Origin of the sequence: Streptomyces humidus (assembly GCF_014649655.1) — a bacterium.
In the GTDB taxonomy this organism is placed as follows: domain Bacteria; phylum Actinomycetota; class Actinomycetes; order Streptomycetales; family Streptomycetaceae; genus Streptomyces; species Streptomyces humidus.
Genome location: NZ_BMTL01000019.1, coordinates 110,940 through 126,453, shown reverse-complemented (window position 1 = coordinate 126,453; position 15,514 = coordinate 110,940). Strand labels below are relative to the sequence as shown.

Genomic DNA, 15,514 nt, shown 5'->3' with positions numbered 1-15,514 from the left:
ATCACCGCTGCCCGCAGCACCGAGGGCAGCGGCCCTCATCGAGTTCGAAGATCGAAAGCAGGAATGGCCCTGAACGCCCGCCTCGACCACCGCAACCCTCTTGTGTTCGACACACACGAGCTGGGGCGGCGTCCTGGCGCGCTGCAGCGCCTGACCCGCGAGATCGACGCTCCCAAGGATCTCGGGATCCAGGAAGTCGTCGGGGTGCCGGAAGGCGCCCCGGTGGAGCTCGAACTCCGACTCGAGTCGGTCATGGAAGGGGTGCTCGTCACAGGCACCGCCCGTGCGCAGGCCGAGGGAGAGTGCGTAAGGTGTCTGGAGCCGCTCGAGCTTGATCTCGAAGCGGAGTTCCAGGAGATGTTCTCGTACCCTGACGCCGACGACCGGGGCCGTGTGAAAGCGGAGCCGGCCGACGACGCCGAGGAAGACGAGGACAGGCTCTTTCTCGAGGACGGCCTGTTCGACCTCGAACCCGTGCTGCGTGATGCGGTGGTGCTCGCACTGCCGATGCAGCCGGTGTGCCAGGAAGACTGTCTGGGTCTGTGCTCCGAGTGCGGAGCACGGCTCACGGACGACCCGGACCACCACCACGACGCCACCGACATCCGTTGGGCGGCACTGCAGGGACTCGCCGGTTCACTCGGAGACGGCGAGAAGGACGAGATGAGCGGCGGCGTGCCTCGATCAGCGCCCGCCGACGAGAAGCAGGAGAAGTAGCCGTGGCTGTTCCGAAGCGGAAGATGTCGCGCAGCAACACGCGCCACCGCCGGTCGCAGTGGAAGGCTGCGGTCCCCACCCTGGTTGCGTGCGAGCGCTGCCACGAGCCCAAGCTGCAGCACATCGCGTGCCCGTCTTGCGGCACCTACAACAAGCGCCAGGTCCTCGAGGTCTGAGCGGCTGGTGAGAGGCTTCATGTCTGACGCCAAGGCGGACACGACCGCCAAGAAAAAGGCGGACACCACAGCCTCGTCCCACACGCTTCTGGAAGGGCGGCTCGGCTACCGGCTCGAGTCCGCCCTTCTGGTGCGTGCGCTGACCCACCGTTCCTACGCATACGAGAACGGCGGTCTGCCGACGAACGAGCGGCTGGAGTTCCTCGGGGACTCCGTGCTCGGCCTCGTCGTCACGGACACGCTGTACCGCACCCACCCCGACCTGCCCGAAGGCCAACTGGCCAAGCTCCGGGCCGCGGTGGTCAACTCGCGTGCGCTGGCGGAGGTCGGCCGCGGCCTCGACCTGGGCTCCTTCATCCGGCTGGGCCGGGGCGAAGAGGGCACGGGCGGCCGGGACAAGGCTTCCATCCTCGCCGACACCCTGGAAGCGGTGATCGGCGCGGTCTATCTCGACCAGGGCCTCGAAGCGGCCTCCGAACTGGTGCACCGCCTGTTCGACCCGCTGATCGAGAAGTCCTCGAACCTCGGCGCCGGCCTGGACTGGAAGACCAGTCTCCAGGAGCTCACCGCGACCGAAGGGCTCGGAGTCCCCGAGTACCTGGTCACGGAGACCGGCCCCGACCACGAGAAGACCTTCACTGCTGCCGCCCGCGTCGGAGGCGTCTCGTACGGCACCGGCACCGGCCGCAGCAAGAAGGAGGCGGAGCAGCAGGCCGCCGAGTCCGCGTGGCGGTCCATCCGGGCCGCGGCGGACGAGCGCGCCGAGGCGGAGCAGACGGCCCAGGCCGTCCAGGCCGCCGAGGGCAGCACCCCGGACCCCGAGTCGGCCTCCGCCTGACGAACACCGCAGCAGTGACAACGTAGAACAGCAGTACGAGACGAGCGCCCGCCCCCGTAGGGAGGCGGGCGTTCCGTACGGGGGATCACATGCCCGAGTTGCCCGAGGTCGAGGTCGTCCGGCGCGGTCTGGAGCGGTGGGTCGCCCATCGCACGATCGCCGACGCCGAGGTGCTGCACCCGCGCGCCGTACGCCGGCATCTCGCCGGGGCCGAGGACTTCGCGCACCGGCTCCAGGGTCATCGCGTCGGAACCCCGGGCCGGCGCGGCAAGTACCTGTGGCTGCCGCTGGAGGACACCCGCCTGGCGGTCCTGGCCCACCTCGGCATGAGCGGTCAGCTCCTGGTCCAGCCGCACGAAGCCGCCGACGAGAAGCACCTGCGCCTCCGGGTGCGCTTCGCCGACGAGGTGGACACCGAACTGCGCTTCGTGGACCAGCGCACCTTCGGCGGCCTGTCCCTGCACGACACCACCCCCGACGGCCTGCCGGACGTCATCGCGCACATCGCCCGCGACCCCCTCGACCCGCTGTTCGACGACGAGGCGTTCCACCAGGCCCTGCGACGCAGGCGCACCACCGTCAAGCGCGCCCTGCTCGACCAGTCGCTGATCAGCGGCGTCGGCAACATCTACGCGGACGAGGCGCTGTGGCGTGCCCGACTGCACTACGACCGTCCCACCGGCAGCCTGACCCGTCCGCGCACGCGCGAACTCCTGGGGCACGTCCGGGACGTGATGAACGCGGCGCTGGCCGTCGGCGGCACCAGCTTCGACAGCCTGTACGTCAACGTCAACGGCGAATCGGGCTACTTCGACCGGTCGCTGGACGCCTACGGGCGTGAAGGGCTGCCCTGCAAGCGGTGCGGCACGCCCATGCGCCGCCGCCCGTGGATGAACCGGTCCAGCTACTTCTGCCCGAAGTGTCAGACTCCGCCGCGCATCTCGTCGTAACGCTCGCGGGCGGCGAGGACGTCGTCCATCCGCCCTTCGAGGTGGTGGATCAGGCCGAGCAGGCGTTCCGCCACCTCGCGCCCCAGCGGGGTCAGCTCGTAGTCCACGCGGGGCGGGTTGGTGGGCTGCGCCTCGCGGTGCACCAGACCGTCGCGCTCCAGGGCGTGCAGCGTCTGGGACAGCATCTTCTCGCTCACGCCGTCGACCCGGCGACGCAGCTCGTTGAACCGCAGCGAGCCCTCGTACAGCGCGCCGAGCGTGAGTCCGCCCCAACGGCCGGTGATGTGCTCCAGCGTGCCGCGCGAGGGGCAGGCCTTGGCGAACACGTTGAACGGGAGGGCGTGGTCCTCCTCGCTCGCCTGGGTGATGTTCATACCCGCGAGCGTACTCCAAGGCAGCGCGAACCGGCAGATTGCACTAACCAGAAGTTAGTGCTTTCCTTTGGTTATTGCCCTTGAGCTGTATTGCAGCTCTCTCCACGAGGAGTGACCATGTCGACCCCCGTTGTCCCCGTTGTGCCCGCTGCCCCCGTCGTCTCCGTCGCCTACCACTCCGGCTACGGCCACACCGCCGTCCTCGCCGAGGCGGTGCGCGCGGGAGCCGTTGACGCCGGTGCCGACGTGCACCTGATCAAGGTCGACGAGATCACCGAGGAGCAGTGGGCGCTGCTCGACGGCTCCGACGCGATCGTCTTCGGCTCGCCCACCTACATGGGCACCGCGTCCGGCGCCTTCCACGCCTTCGCCGAGGCGACCTCCGCCCGCTGGGCCACCCAGGCCTGGAAGGACAAGCTGGCCGCCGGCTTCACCAACTCCGGCTCCAAGAGCGGCGACAAGCTGCACACGCTGCAGTTCTTCCAGATCCTGGCCGCGCAGCTCGGCATGCACTGGGTCAACCTCGGTCTGCTGCCCGGCTGGAACAGCTCCACCGGCTCCGAGAACGACCTCAACCGCCTCGGCGTGTTCCTCGGCGCGGCCGCACAGACCAACGTGGACGAGGGGCCGGACGCCGTGCACAAGGCCGACGTGGCGACGGCGGAACACCTGGGCCGCAGGGTCGCCGAGACGGCGAGGGTCTTCCTGGACGGCCGCGCACAGGTTGCCTGACCTGTTTGCGGGCGCGGCCTTCGGGCCGCTCGCGAACGTCTCAGTGGCCGAAGACGAAGAGGGCGCCGGTTCCGCGGCCTGCCACCGTGCCGTCGAACAACGCTGCGAGCTGCGACTCCGCTGTCGACGGCGTCAGTGCCAGCGGTCGTGAAGCGCCGACCGTGGGTGCCCCTGCGACGGACCGGGGCGCGTCATGCCCCGGTCGAGGGCCGCCGCTCGTGAGTCCCGGTGACGCCCGCCCGCGAGTGATCGTGGATGCTGTGCGGAGAGGGGCCACGGCATGGTCCGTGGCTGATCACGGTTACCGACGAGGGGGATTCCGAGGTATGAGCGGCAGAGTGACGGCGGTCAGCAGCAACGGGGAGTACTCGTTCACCAAACCGAACCGGGACAGCGTCAGACTGCTCGCCGGGCTCGGCGTGGAGGGCGACGTGCACGCCGGTGTGACGGTCAAGCACCGTTCGCGGATCGCGCAGGATCCCACCCAGCCGAATCTGCGCCAGGTCCACCTCATCCATGAGGAGCTCTTCGCCGAGGTCGCCGAAGGAGGGTTCGAGGTGGCGCCCGGCGAACTCGGCGAGAACATCACCACGCGCGGCATCGATCTGCTCGGTCTGCCGGTCGGCACCCTGCTGCGCATCGGCGACTCCGCGGTCCTGGAGGTCACCGGTCTGCGCAACCCCTGCCTGCAGATCGACCACTTCCAGGACGGGCTGCTGAAGCGCGTCGTCGGCCGCGACGAGGCGGGGAACATCGTGCGCAGAGCCGGAATCATGAGCATCGTGAGGGAGGGCGGCGTGGTTCGCCCCGGCGACGCGGTCGAAACGGAACTTCCCAGCGGTCCGCACCGGCCTCTGGACCGGGTCTGACCACCTTCCCCGCAGGCAGTGACACGGAGCATCACCCCGTCGTGCGGGTCGCCCTGCCGCGGAGGCGCTCGACCTTCCTCCGGTCACGGCGTCGCCGACCGGCGAAACCGGGAACCGGGCCACCGTGCGCAGCGCCTTCCCCGACGGCCCCCGCCCCGGGAGAACGGCCCAGGAGCAGGAGCAGGAGCAGGAGCAGGATTTCGGCCCGCGGGTGTCTCAGTAGCCGAAGTCCTGGGTCCACCAGGGGCCGCCCGGGCCGAAGTGGACGCCGACACCGAGGGTCGTGAAGTCGCAGTTCAGGATGTTCGCCCTGTGGCCGGGGCTGTTCATCCAGGCCGCCATGACCGCGGCCGCGTCGGCCTGACCGCGGGCTATGTTCTCACCGCCGAGACCGGATATGCCGGCCTCGGCCGCCCGGTCCCAGGGGCTCGCCCCGTCCGGGTCGGTGTGGTCGAAGAAGCCGCGCGCGGCCATGTCGTCGCTGAACTTCTCCGCGAGGTCCGACAGTGAGCTGTTCGCCGCGACGGCGCTGCACCCGGCCTTGGCCCGCTCCTCGTTGACGAGGCTCAGCACCTCGGCCGCGGCCTGCGCCGCGGCCGAGACCGTCACCGGCGTCTCGACCCGCTGCGGGGCCTTGGCGGCCGGCTTCGAACTGGACGGCGTGCTCTGCGGCTTCCGCGCCGGCTTCGAGGGCGTGGCCTGCGGGTTCTCGGTGGCCGTCCTGCTCGGCGAGGCCGACGGCGCGGAACGCGAGGGCGCGGAGGCGGAGGCGGATGGGGACGTTGACGGGGAGGCCGAGGAGGCGGACGGCGAGGCTGCCCGGCCGGCGTCACGACCGGTCGACGCCGCGCCGCGGTCGGACTCGGCCGGACCGGAGGCGCCGCCCTGCTCGGCGGCCGAGTTGGTCGGCGATCCCGCGGCCTGCACCTTGTCGGCGGGGCCGTTGCCGCCGCCGAGCCGGTAGCTGTCGAGACCCGGCACCACGCCCGTGGCCACCGCGACGGTGCCCAGGGCGACCGCCGCGGAGACGCCGAGCAGGCCCGTCTTCACCGGCGTGACGACCCTCTTCCTGCGGCGATGGCCCGAGCCGTTCCGGGCCGGGCCCGGCCCGGGGCCCCTGCCGCCGGGGGTGAAACCGCCGAAAGCGGCACCGTCGGCCGGGAACACGGCGGTGTCGGCGCGCCCGTGCTCGTCGTCCAGGGCGTACAGGTACTCCTGGCTCCGGGCCACGGTGTCGGCGTAGGCCTCGGGGTTCAGATACGGGGCGATGCCCGCCGTGGGCCGGCCGGCGCCGTACCTGTCCAGCAGGGTGTGACTGTCCGCGTGCGAGCCGTGCGTCTGTGTGACCCCCGTGGCGCGGCTCGTGGCGGCGCGGCCGGCGGCGGAGCGTCGGTGGCGTCCCATGTCCTTGCCTCTCGTCCAAGCGGTGTTCCCACAGCCGGCCGGGGTGCGGGGCGTCGCGCGCCTCCTGATCCCCCTGGCCGACCGGAACTCACTCGATCGAGTGAGTTTCATATGCGAATCATTGGATCGGGACGGTACCGCATGGCGCCGGGGGTGGAAGTGCCCCGAGAGACTTCGCCCGGTTAGGTTGCACACATGAGCGAGGACGTACGGCTGGTCGCCTGGGTGCGTGGACACGTCCAGGGCGTGGGATTTCGCTGGTTCACGCGGGCCAAGGCCCTGGAGATCGGCGGCCTGAGTGGTTTTGCTCTCAATTTGGCCGACGGCAGGGTCCAGGTGGTCGCCGAGGGCGGCCGAGACGGCTGCGAGGACCTCCTCGGCTGGCTCCTCGGCGACGACACGCCCGGGCGCGTCGACGGCGTCACAGAGATATGGGACACACCGCGCGGCGGCTACGACGGCTTCGCGATCCGCTGAGGAAGGTGCGTGAGCCGGGGCCGCGAAGGCCGGGGGACGTGCCGTCGGCAGCCGCCGGAAGCGGAAAGGGGCAGGTGGTTGCCAAGAATCGCTTGCGGTGGGAAGCTCCGCACGCAAGGATGATCGCCACGCCTTCAGGGCCCCGCAGAATTCGCAGCGCCGCCGTAACGGCCGCGCGCCACCGGGTTGCCCGCCAATACGGGGCGTGATCGTGTTGACCGTCAAACTTTTTGGTGAGACGCTGAAAGCACCCCGCGCACCTCAGCTGTTCGGCATGGATGAACGGCAGTAAGAACACCATCCCGCCGGACATCGCGGGTGCGAAATCCCTCACGACCCACACCGCTTCGGTCGGTCACTCATTGTGGAGGACCATCCATCATGGCAAAGGCGCTTCTCGGTTACGTCGGCGGCTCCGACCCGCGACTCCTCGCCGAGATGCGACGGCTGCAGCAGCGTGTACAGGATCTGGAATCCGAGCTCGGACGGATCCAGGCCGAGAACGACGCGCTGACGGCTGCCGCTTCTCACGAATCGCTTCTGGAGAGCATCGACGCACGCCAGGCGGAGCCTGCGCTCACCTGATCGCTGCACCGCTGCACAACGGCATCGCAGTGGTCGGGCGGCACACACCAACCGCGTCGGACCGCTAAGTTGTCAGAGTTTGCAAGGGACGCCTCCTCGGCGTCCCTTCTTTCTTTCCCGCCGCTCCTGTGGCCCCCGCCGTTGCTTCCCCCACGCACCCTTTCAGTCTCTTAACGTTTGGTGTGCCCTGCGCGTTCACGGGTGAAACCGCGGGTTCATGGAGTGAGACATTCCCGGAAGGTAGAGTCCAGCGCCGTGCACCTCAAGGCCCTGACCCTCCGGGGGTTCAAGTCGTTCGCCTCGGCCACCACGCTCCGGTTCGAACCGGGCATCACCTGCGTCGTCGGTCCGAACGGTTCGGGCAAGTCCAATGTGGTGGACGCCCTCAGCTGGGTCATGGGGGAGCAGGGCGCCAAGTCGCTGCGCGGCGGCAAGATGGAGGACGTCATCTTCGCCGGTACCACCGGCCGCCCCCCGCTGGGCCGTGCCGAGGTGTCCCTGACCATCGACAACTCCGACGGGGCGCTGCCCATCGAGTACGCCGAGGTCACCATCACGCGGATCATGTTCCGCAACGGCGGCAGCGAGTACCAGATCAACGGCGACACCTGCCGCCTGCTCGACATCCAGGACCTGTTGTCCGACTCCGGCATCGGCCGCGAGATGCACGTCATCGTCGGCCAGGGCCAGCTCGACTCCGTCCTGCACGCCGACCCGACGGGCCGCCGCGCCTTCATCGAGGAGGCCGCGGGCGTCCTCAAGCACCGCAAGCGCAAGGAGAAGGCGCTGCGCAAGCTGGACGCGATGCAGGCCAACCTCGCGCGCGTGCAGGACCTCACCGACGAACTGCGCCGTCAGCTCAAGCCCCTCGGCCGCCAGGCAGCCGTCGCCCGCCGCGCCGCGGTCATCCAGGCCGACCTGCGCGACGCCCGGCTGCGCCTCCTCGCCGACGATCTCGTACGGCTGCGGGAGGCCCTGCGCAGCGAGGTCGCCGACGAGGCCGCCCTCAAGGAACGCAAGGAGGCCGCCGAGCAGGAGCTGCGCAAGGCCCTGCAGCGCGAGGCCCTCCTGGAGGACGAGGTCCGCCGGCTGACACCACGACTGCAGGGCGCCCAGCAGACCTGGTACGAGCTGTCCCAGCTCGCCGAACGCGTCCGCGGCACGATCTCGCTCGCCGACGCGCGCGTGAAGAGCGCCACCTCGGCGCCCCCCGAGGAGCGGCGCGGCCGTGATCCCGAGGACATGGAGCGCGAGGCCGCCCGGGTCCGTGAGCAGGAGGCCGAGCTGGAGGCCGCCCTCGAAGCGGCCCGGCACGCCCTGGAGGACACCGTCGCCCACCGCGCCGACCTGGAACGGGAGCTCGCCGCCGAGGAACGTCGGCTGAAGGACGTGGCCCGGGCCATCGCCGACCGCCGCGAGGGACTCGCCAGGCTGAACGGGCAGGTCAACGCGGCCCGCTCGCGTGCCGCCTCCGCCCAGGCCGAGATCGACCGGCTGGCCGCCGCGCGAGACGAGGCACAAGAACGCGCCGTCGGCGCGCAGGAGGAGTACGAGACGCTGAAGGCGGAGGTCGACGGCCTGGACGCCGGCGACCACGAGCTGGGGGAGCGGCACGAGGCGGCCAGGCGGCGGCTCGCCGAGGCGGAGGCCGCCCTCACCGCGGCCCGCGAGGCGGCCACGGGGGCCGAGCGCAGCCGCGCCGCGACCCAGGCCCGGCGCGACGCCCTGGCGCTCGGGCTGCGGCGCAAGGACGGCACCGGCGCGCTGCTCGGCGCGGAGGACCGCCTGAGCGGTCTGCTCGGTCCGGCCGCCGAACTGCTCACCGTGACGCCGGGTCACGAGGCCGCCCTCGCGGCGGCCTTCGGGGCGGCGGCGGACGCGATCGCGGTGACGACGCCCGCGTCGGCGGCGGACGCGATCCGCCTGCTCCGCAAGCAGGACGCGGGCCGCGCCGCGCTGCTGCTGAGCGGCGCTCCGGACGAGCCGCCCGGGGAGCGGCGCGGCGACGGGCCGCCCTGCGCCGCCGACCTGGTCCGGGGTCCCGCGGAGCTGATGCCCGCCGTGCGCAGGCTGCTGCGCGGGATCGTCGTCGTCGGCACCCTGGAGGACGCCGAGGAACTCGTCCGCGGCCGTCCCGATCTCGTCGCGGTCACGGCCGAGGGCGATCTGCTGGGGGCGCACTTCGCGCACGGCGGGTCGGCCGGGGCGCCCAGTCTGCTGGAGGTGCAGGCCTCGGTCGACGAGGCCGCCGTCGAGCTCGAGGATCTGGCCGTGCGGTGCGAGGAGCTGGCGCGGACGCAGAGCGAGGCCGGGGAACGGCGCAGGGAGTGCGCCGCGCTCGTCGAGGAGCTGGGGGAGCGGCGGCGGGCCGCCGACCGGGAGAAGTCGGCCGTGGCCCAGCAGCTCGGGCGGCTGGCGGGTCAGGCCCGGGGCGCCGCGGGCGAGGCCGAGCGGTCCGCGGCGGCGGCGGCGCGGGCGCAGGACGCGTCGGACAGGGCCGTCGAGGAGGCCGAGGAACTGGCCGAACGGCTCGCCGTGGCCGAGGAGATGCCGGTCGAGGAGGAGCCCGACACCTCCGTGCGGGACCGGCTCGCCGCGGACGGGGCGAACGCCCGGCAGACCGAGATGGAGGCGCGGCTGCAGGTCCGCACCCACGAGGAGCGGGTCAAGGGGCTGTCCGGACGGGCCGACTCCCTGGACCGGGCCGCGCGCACGGAGCGTGAGGCACGCGCGCGTGCCGAGCAGCGACGGGCGCGGCTGCGGCACGAGGCCGCCGTCGCGGAAGCCGTCGCCTCCGGCGCCCGGCAGCTGCTCTCCCACGTCGAGGTGTCCGTCGGGCGGGCCGAGCAGGAGCGCGTGGCGGCGGACGCGGCGAAGGCGCGCCGGGAGCAGGAGCTCGCCGCCGCCCGCGCCGCGGGGCGCGATCTGAAGGCGGAACTCGACAAGTTGACGGATTCGGTTCACCGGGGCGAGGTACTGGGAGCGGAGAAGCGGCTGCGGATCGAGCAGCTGGAGACCAAGGCATTGGAGGAGCTCGGTGTCGAACCGGCGGGGCTCGTGTCGGAGTACGGTCCGCACCAGCCGGTGCCGCCCTCGCCCCCCGCCGAGGGCGAGGAGCTGCCGGAGGATCCGGAGCACCCGCGCAACCGGCCCAGGCCGTTCGTCCGGGCGGAGCAGGACAAGCGGCTCAGGGCCGCCGAGCGCGCGTACCAGCAGCTCGGCAAGGTCAACCCGCTCGCCCTCGAGGAGTTCTCCGCGCTGGAGGAGCGGCATCAGTTCCTCAGCGAGCAGCTGGAGGACCTGAAGAAGACCCGGATCGACCTGCTGCAGGTGGTCAGGGAGGTCGACGAGCGGGTCGAGCAGGTCTTCACCGAGGCCTTCCGGGACACCGCGCGCGAGTTCGAGGGCGTGTTCGGCCGGCTCTTCCCGGGCGGGGAGGGACGGTTGATCCTGACCGACCCCGACAACATGCTCACCACGGGCGTCGACGTCGAGGCGCGGCCTCCCGGCAAGAAGGTCAAGCGGCTGAGCCTGCTGTCCGGCGGCGAGCGCTCGCTGACCGCCGTCGCCATGCTGGTGGCGATCTTCAAGGCGCGGCCCAGTCCGTTCTACGTCATGGACGAGGTCGAGGCGGCCCTCGACGACACCAACCTGCAGCGGCTGATCCGGATCATGCAGGAGCTGCAGGAAGCGTCGCAGCTGATCGTGATCACCCATCAGAAGCGCACGATGGAGGTCGCCGACGCGCTGTACGGCGTGTCCATGCAGGGCGACGGCGTGTCGAAGGTGATCAGTCAGCGGCTGCGCTGACGGGCGGCCACCCGGGCCTCGGTGCCGACGCCGCGACCTGCACTGTCTTCAAGAAGTGAACGTATGTGGCCGAATCCTGTCTCGGTTCTCACAATTTCCCGCGTTTGATTTGGAAACTTGAAGACATAAGGTCAGGAACGTTGGATTTACCTTCAGGTACCACCTACCTGGAGGCTGACCGCGCCGGCAGCGTTGCCGGTGGCCCGAGGAGTGCACGTGACCAGCACAGCGCAGACATCCCAGACAGGAGCCGGGACGGCTCACCCCGATCATCTCGGGCATGTCATCTTCATCGCTGCGGCGGCCGCGATGGGCGGCTTCCTGTTCGGCTACGACAGCTCCGTGATCAACGGCGCCGTCGAGGCCATCCGGGACCGCTACGACGTGGGCTCCGCCGCCCTCGCCCAGGTCATCGCCATCGCCCTGATCGGCTGCGCGGTCGGCGCCGCGACCGCCGGCCGCATGGCCGACCGCATCGGCCGCATCAGGGTGATGCAGATCGCCGCCGTGCTGTTCACGGTCAGCGCCGTCGGCTCGGCCCTGCCCTTCGCACTGTGGGACTTCGCCCTGTGGCGGGTCGTCGGCGGCTTCGCCATCGGCATGGCCTCCGTGATCGGCCCCGCCTACATCGCCGAGGTCGCCCCGCCCGCCTACCGCGGCCGGCTCGGCTCCTTCCAGCAGGCTGCGATCGTCATCGGCATCGCGATATCGCAGCTGGTCAACTGGGGTCTGCTCAACGCCGCCGGCGGCGACCAGCGCGGCAGGCTCATGGGCCTGGAGGCCTGGCAGGTCATGCTCGGCGTGATGGTCGTCCCGGCCGTTCTGTACGGCCTGCTCTCCTTCGCCATCCCCGAGTCCCCGCGCTTCCTGATCTCCGTCGGCAAGCGCGAGCGGGCCCGCGGCATCCTGGAAGAGGTCGAGGGCGACAGGATCGACCTGGACGCCCGCGTCGCCGAGATCGAGCACGCGATGAAGAGCGAGCACAAGTCCACCTTCAAGGACCTGCTCGGCGGCTCCTTCTTCTTCAAGCCGATCGTCTGGATCGGCATCGGCCTGTCGGTCTTCCAGCAGTTCGTCGGCATCAACGTCGCGTTCTACTACTCCTCGACGCTGTGGCAGTCGGTCGGCGTCGACCCGACGGACTCGTTCTTCTACTCCTTCACGACGTCGATCATCAACATCATCGGCACCGTGATCGCCATGATCTTCGTGGACCGCGTCGGCCGCAGGCCGCTCGCCCTCATCGGCTCCGTCGGCATGGCCGTCGGCCTTGCCCTGGAGGCCTGGGCCTTCTCCTTCGACCTCGTCGACGGCAAGCTGCCCGCGACGCAGGGCTGGATCGCCCTGATCGCCGCCCATGTGTTCGTCCTCTTCTTCGCCCTGTCCTGGGGCGTCGTCGTGTGGGTCTTCCTCGGCGAGATGTTCCCCAACCGGATCCGCGCCGCCGCCCTCGGCGTGGCCGCCTCCGCGCAGTGGATCGCCAACTGGGCCATCACCGCGAGCTTCCCGTCGCTGGCCGACTGGAACCTCTCCGCGACCTACGTGATCTACACGGCCTTCGCCGCGCTCTCCATCCCGTTCGTCCTGAAGTACGTCAAGGAGACGAAGGGCAAGGCGCTGGAGGAGATGGGCTGAGCCCCGTCACGAGGCCGTCGAGCCCCCTGGACCCGTCACGAGGCCCTTCGAGCCCCCTGGACCCGTCACGAGGCCCTTCGAGCCCCCTGGACCCGTCACGAGGCCCTTCGAGCCCCCTGGACTCGAGGAGCCGGGCCGAGTCCCCCCGCTGCCCGCTCCTCGACACCCGTGCGTCGTGCTGCCCCGGCTCACTCCCCGAGCCGGGGCAGCACGCGTTCGCAGAACAGCCGCAGACTCCGCCGGCCCTCCTCCACCGGCATCCCGCCCGCCAGCGGGTGCAGGACGAGGTTGTCGAGCCCCTGCGCCACGCACGCGTCCGGCGTGAGGATCCGGTACACGCCCTCGTCCCGGAGCTCGTCGACCGTGCGCGCCCCCGACCGCACCGCCGACCGGATGTCCCCGGACTGCCACGAGGCGTAGGTCCGGGCCTCGTGCAGGAAGTGCCCGCCGTACAGCGCCCAGGCCCGGTCCGGATCCTCGGAGATGTGCAGCAGCGGGGTCTCGGCGCCGGGCATCATCGTCCAGCCCTCCGTCCCGTACTCCACCAGCCGCTCCTTGTAGTAGGCCTCCAGCTCCGGCAGGTGCGCGCTGGGGAAGAAGGGCAGACCGAGCCGGGCGGCCCGGCGGGCGGCGGCCCGCGAGGAGCCGCCGACCAGCAGCAGGGGATGCGGCGCGGTGGCCGGGCGCGGGGTCACCCGCACCGTGCGGCCGCGGTACTCGAACTCCTCGCCGGTCCAGGCCCGCAGCACGGTCTCCAGCAACTCGTCCTGGAGCCGGCCCCGGCGCGTCCACTCCACGCCCGCCCGCGCGTACTCCTCGGGCCGGTAACCGATCCCGGCGACCGTGACCAGCCGGCCGCCGCTCAGCAGATCGAGGACCGCGATGTCCTCGGCGAGCCGCAGCGGGTCGTGCAGCGGACCGATGACGGCGGAGACGGTCACCGCCAGCCGCCGGGTCGCCCCGAGCACCGCGCCCGCGAAGACGAACGGCGACGGCAGCCAGTTGTTCTCGACGCCGTGATGCTCCTCGGTCTGCAGGGTCGTGACGCCCTGCTCGTCCGCGTACGCGGCCATCTCCAACGCGGCCTGATAGCGGACGCTCAGCTCGGCGGGGGTCGCACCGGGCGCGACGAGATTGAAACGGACGACGGTGACGGGCATGGGGACCCCCTTCGGCGGATGTCGGGGACGGTAGCTGACGATACGTCAGATAGCCATGGCCGTGGCCGGGGCCCTGGAGGGCGTTCACCCGCTCGCGGCCCTCGTTCCTCGAACGCCCCGCCCCGCCCCGCCGCGGCTCGGTCGGTCGAGGGAGCGCGTTCCCGGTCAGCGAGCTCGACCTGGCGTCCGGGGCGCGCGACGTCGAAAGTCTCGTCCTCACCGGCATCGCGACGAGCAACGTGGCGCCGTCCGACCTACGGCACGCCGTCGATCCGGACTTCGGCCTCACCGTGCCGGCGGACGCCCGACTCGGCACCGACCCCGAGGCGCACCGGATCCTCACCGGGAAACCGTCCCGCGGTGGGCGGACGTCGTCATCGTCGAGGACCGGCTCGAAGCCGTCGCCGCGCAGCAGCCCGGCGCGGCGGCCCGCCCGTGGACCGGAGCGCGGTCCGGCCCGATGTGCCGACCGTCCCGGCGGGGAGGGGTCGCGCATACTGGGTGCGTTATGGAAACCGTCATCCTTGCTGTAGTCATCGCCGTGGTCGTGCTCGCGGTGCTCGGCGGGCTCGTCGTCGGCAGCCGACGGCAGAAGTCGCTGCCCCCGCCGCCCCCCACCGCGCCCGACATCACCGCCCCGCCGGCCGAACCGCACGTCGGCGACGAGGCCGAGACGCCGCGCGACGAACCGCGCCGCACGATCGAGGAGGTGGACCTCCCCGGCGGCGGCGCGACCGGCACCGTCGTCGAGGAGCCGCCCGTCGGCCCCGCCCTCGAGGTTCCCGAACTCGAGATCCCGGAGCCCACCGAGGGACGGCTGATCCGGCTCCGCGCCCGGCTCTCCCGTTCGCAGAACGCCCTCGGCAAGGGGCTGCTCACGCTGCTCTCGCGCGAGCACCTCGACGAGGACACCTGGGAGGAGATCGAGGACACCCTGCTCACCGCCGACGTCGGCGTGCAGCCCACCCAGGAGCTGGTCGAGCGGCTGCGCGAGCGCGTGCGGGTGCTCGGCACCCGCACCCCGGAGGAACTGCGCGCCCTGCTGCGCGACGAGCTCCTCAAACTGGTCGGCACGGACGTCGACCGCACCGTGAGGACCGAGCCGGCGGACCGCAAGCCGGGCATCGTGATGGTCGTCGGCGTCAACGGCACCGGCAAGACCACCACCACCGGCAAGCTCGCGCGCGTCCTCGTGGCCGACGGGCGCACCGTCGTGCTGGGCGCCGCCGACACCTTCCGCGCCGCCGCCGCCGACCAGCTCCAGACCTGGGGAGAGCGCGTCGGCGCCCACACCGTGCGCGGCCCCGAGGCCGGCGATCCCGCCTCCGTCGCGTTCGACGCGGTGAAGGAGGGCAAGGAGATGGGGGTCGACGTCGTCCTCATCGACACCGCCGGCCGGCTGCACACCAAGACCGGCCTCATGGACGAGCTCGGCAAGGTCAAGCGGGTCGTCGAGAAGCACGCCCCGCTGGACGAGGTGCTGCTGGTCCTCGACGCCACCACGGGGCAGAACGGGCTCGTCCAGGCCCGAGTCTTCGCCGAGGTCGTGGACATCACCGGCATCGTGCTGACCAAGCTGGACGGCACGGCCAAGGGCGGCATCGTGGTCGCGGTCCAGCGCGAGCTCGGGGTCCCGGTCAAGCTGGTGGGACTCGGCGAGGGCGCGGACGACCTGGCGCCGTTCGAGCCGGAGGCGTTCGTCGACGCCCTCATCGGAGACTGAGCGCACCGAGCGCACCGAGTACACCGAGAAGCGCGGGGTCCGGGCGAGCGTCGGCCGCCCCCCG

General features: G+C 71.5%; 14 protein-coding genes. 11 read left to right on the top strand and 3 right to left on the bottom strand.

The genetic code is table 11. From position 1 onward, the window contains the following. Positions 1–63: 63 nt before the first annotated feature. From IE239_RS22635 to mutM, 4 genes are all read left to right on the top strand, one after another. A complete protein-coding gene (locus IE239_RS22635; protein ID WP_190151197.1) occupies positions 64–717 on the top strand; it encodes a YceD family protein in 654 nt (217 codons plus the stop codon). Between the two features lie 2 nt (positions 718–719). Next, positions 720–893, top strand: a complete 174-nt coding sequence (gene rpmF, locus IE239_RS22630; protein WP_007493396.1) for a 50S ribosomal protein L32 — start codon at positions 720–722, stop codon at positions 891–893. 19 nt (positions 894–912) lie between these two features. After that, on the top strand, positions 913–1,731 hold the full coding sequence (gene rnc / locus IE239_RS22625; RefSeq protein WP_190151196.1) for a ribonuclease III: 819 nt from the start codon (positions 913–915) through the stop codon (positions 1,729–1,731). 89 nt (positions 1,732–1,820) lie between these two features. Continuing rightward, a complete protein-coding gene (gene mutM / locus IE239_RS22620) occupies positions 1,821–2,681 on the top strand; it encodes a bifunctional DNA-formamidopyrimidine glycosylase/DNA-(apurinic or apyrimidinic site) lyase (RefSeq protein WP_190151195.1) in 861 nt (286 codons plus the stop codon). Here the strand turns inward: mutM and IE239_RS22615 are convergent. Next, a complete protein-coding gene (locus tag IE239_RS22615; RefSeq protein ID WP_190151194.1) occupies positions 2,654–3,055 on the bottom strand; it encodes a winged helix-turn-helix transcriptional regulator in 402 nt (133 codons plus the stop codon). The two genes, mutM and IE239_RS22615, sit on opposite strands and share 28 nt — an antisense overlap. A 117-nt stretch (positions 3,056–3,172) precedes the next feature. On the opposite strand from IE239_RS22615, the gene IE239_RS22610 reads away from it, so the two are divergent. Together IE239_RS22610 and IE239_RS22605 are read left to right on the top strand one after the other, a co-directional pair. Next, entirely contained in the window at positions 3,173–3,787 is a 615-nt protein-coding gene (locus IE239_RS22610; RefSeq protein WP_190151193.1) for a flavodoxin family protein, read from the top strand. Between the two features lie 326 nt (positions 3,788–4,113). Continuing rightward, positions 4,114–4,656, top strand: a complete 543-nt coding sequence (locus tag IE239_RS22605) for an MOSC domain-containing protein (protein ID WP_190151192.1) — start codon at positions 4,114–4,116, stop codon at positions 4,654–4,656. Positions 4,657–4,872: 216 nt separating this feature from the next. Here IE239_RS22605 and IE239_RS22600 read toward each other — a convergent pair whose 3' ends face one another. Beyond that, complete coding sequence (locus IE239_RS22600) at positions 4,873–6,060, bottom strand: CAP domain-containing protein (RefSeq protein WP_190151191.1); 1,188 nt, start codon at positions 6,058–6,060, stop codon at positions 4,873–4,875. A gap of 195 nt (positions 6,061–6,255) precedes the next feature. Here IE239_RS22600 and IE239_RS22595 point away from each other — a divergent pair, with 195 nt between their 5' ends. The 4 genes from IE239_RS22595 (at position 6,256) to IE239_RS22580 (ending at position 12,567) form a co-directional block, all read left to right on the top strand. After that, positions 6,256–6,537, top strand: coding sequence for an acylphosphatase (locus IE239_RS22595; protein WP_190151190.1), 282 nt, complete (start codon positions 6,256–6,258; stop codon positions 6,535–6,537). A 381-nt stretch (positions 6,538–6,918) separates the two neighbouring features. Further along, the gene (locus tag IE239_RS22590) at positions 6,919–7,122 is read left to right on the top strand and encodes a hypothetical protein (protein WP_020128723.1); all 204 of its coding nucleotides are present in this window, start codon (positions 6,919–6,921) and stop codon (positions 7,120–7,122) included. A gap of 255 nt (positions 7,123–7,377) precedes the next feature. Next, the gene (gene smc, locus IE239_RS22585; RefSeq protein WP_190151189.1) at positions 7,378–10,932 is read left to right on the top strand and encodes a chromosome segregation protein SMC; all 3,555 of its coding nucleotides are present in this window, start codon (positions 7,378–7,380) and stop codon (positions 10,930–10,932) included. Positions 10,933–11,148: 216 nt separating this feature from the next. After that, positions 11,149–12,567 carry a sugar porter family MFS transporter gene (locus tag IE239_RS22580; RefSeq protein WP_190151188.1) on the top strand — a complete coding sequence of 473 codons (1,419 nt, stop codon included), beginning with the start codon at positions 11,149–11,151 and terminating at the stop codon, positions 12,565–12,567. Between the two features lie 188 nt (positions 12,568–12,755). Here the strand turns inward: IE239_RS22580 and IE239_RS22575 are convergent, their stop codons facing one another. After that, positions 12,756–13,727 carry an LLM class flavin-dependent oxidoreductase gene (locus tag IE239_RS22575; RefSeq protein WP_190151187.1) on the bottom strand — a complete coding sequence of 324 codons (972 nt, stop codon included), beginning with the start codon at positions 13,725–13,727 and terminating at the stop codon, positions 12,756–12,758. Positions 13,728–14,235: 508 nt separating this feature from the next. Here IE239_RS22575 and ftsY point away from each other — a divergent pair. Further along, positions 14,236–15,450 (top strand): signal recognition particle-docking protein FtsY, encoded by a 1,215-nt coding sequence (ftsY, locus tag IE239_RS22570; protein ID WP_190151186.1) that lies wholly within the window; start codon positions 14,236–14,238, stop codon positions 15,448–15,450. Positions 15,451–15,514: the final 64 nt, after the last annotated feature.

What these genes read in the sequence shown, in the direction of transcription:
- IE239_RS22635 (WP_190151197.1), top strand. Translation starts at nt 64, where the DNA reads ATGGCCCTGAACGCCCGCCTCGACCACCGCAACCCTCTTGTGTTCGAC.
- rnc (WP_190151196.1), top strand. Translation starts at nt 913, where the DNA reads ATGTCTGACGCCAAGGCGGACACGACCGCCAAGAAAAAGGCGGACACC.
- mutM (WP_190151195.1), top strand. Translation starts at nt 1,821, where the DNA reads ATGCCCGAGTTGCCCGAGGTCGAGGTCGTCCGGCGCGGTCTGGAGCGG.
- IE239_RS22615 (WP_190151194.1), bottom strand. Translation starts at nt 3,055, where the DNA reads ATGAACATCACCCAGGCGAGCGAGGAGGACCACGCCCTCCCGTTCAAC.
- IE239_RS22610 (WP_190151193.1), top strand. Translation starts at nt 3,173, where the DNA reads ATGTCGACCCCCGTTGTCCCCGTTGTGCCCGCTGCCCCCGTCGTCTCC.
- IE239_RS22605 (WP_190151192.1), top strand. Translation starts at nt 4,114, where the DNA reads ATGAGCGGCAGAGTGACGGCGGTCAGCAGCAACGGGGAGTACTCGTTC.
- IE239_RS22600 (WP_190151191.1), bottom strand. Translation starts at nt 6,060, where the DNA reads ATGGGACGCCACCGACGCTCCGCCGCCGGCCGCGCCGCCACGAGCCGC.
- IE239_RS22595 (WP_190151190.1), top strand. Translation starts at nt 6,256, where the DNA reads ATGAGCGAGGACGTACGGCTGGTCGCCTGGGTGCGTGGACACGTCCAG.
- IE239_RS22590 (WP_020128723.1), top strand. Translation starts at nt 6,919, where the DNA reads ATGGCAAAGGCGCTTCTCGGTTACGTCGGCGGCTCCGACCCGCGACTC.
- IE239_RS22575 (WP_190151187.1), bottom strand. Translation starts at nt 13,727, where the DNA reads ATGCCCGTCACCGTCGTCCGTTTCAATCTCGTCGCGCCCGGTGCGACC.
- ftsY (WP_190151186.1), top strand. Translation starts at nt 14,236, where the DNA reads ATGGAAACCGTCATCCTTGCTGTAGTCATCGCCGTGGTCGTGCTCGCG.